The sequence below is a fragment of the Slackia equolifaciens genome (assembly GCF_003725995.1).
In the GTDB taxonomy this organism is placed as follows: domain Bacteria; phylum Actinomycetota; class Coriobacteriia; order Coriobacteriales; family Eggerthellaceae; genus Slackia; species Slackia equolifaciens.
Genome location: NZ_QIBX01000048.1, coordinates 1 through 629, shown reverse-complemented (window position 1 = coordinate 629; position 629 = coordinate 1). Strand labels below are relative to the sequence as shown.

The 629-nt window shown below is 61.8% G+C and carries 1 pseudogene; it reads right to left on the bottom strand.

The features are described from left to right. Positions 1-220: 220 nt before the first annotated feature. Positions 221-629, bottom strand: a pseudogene (locus DMP06_RS11480) (IS30 family transposase); the annotation flags it as partial.

Here is a 629-nt window from a genome sequence, read left to right as displayed (position 1 = left end):
AGATTCCCTCCTCCCTGGCTATCTGGGCGACGCTGTCGCCACGGGCAGCGCGCTGCTTGATTGCTAGAATAGTTGACATGCCGATCATTTCCTTTCCGGCCTCCTTGAGTCGATTACCGAAGCAATGACTAAGTTAGGCCATCCGTTGGAGGTGGTCGGCGCCTTTGCTTATGAGGCGAAACAATCGTCGTGAAACCCGAAACTTTTATCTCGTGATTTCCTAAAAATAAAAGCTATCAAAAACAGACATCAGGACGGCGCAGTCGCGCCCCGTCAGCCGGTCGAAGCTTATGCCCCGGCCCTTGGGCAGCAGCTTGCGCAGCTCGACGTGGTTGCGCTCGCAGCCGCCCTTCTGCTGGGACTGGCGCACGTCGCAGTAGTAGACCGAGCAGCGCCCGGCGGCCGGGTCGAGCGCGGAGCGCTCGATTCCCGCGCAGTCGGCGAACTCGGCGCCGTTGTCGGTCAGGAGCAGGGAGAACAGCCTTCGGAACGCCTTCGGCGCGGCCCTCTCGAGCATGTCCAGCGCCGATTCCGTCGCCGCGGCCGTCTTGTCGGGCATCAGCAGCGCGAGCTGGAACCTGAACGGCCTGGAGTACAATGTCAGCAGGCACCGGCGGTCGGACCTGAGC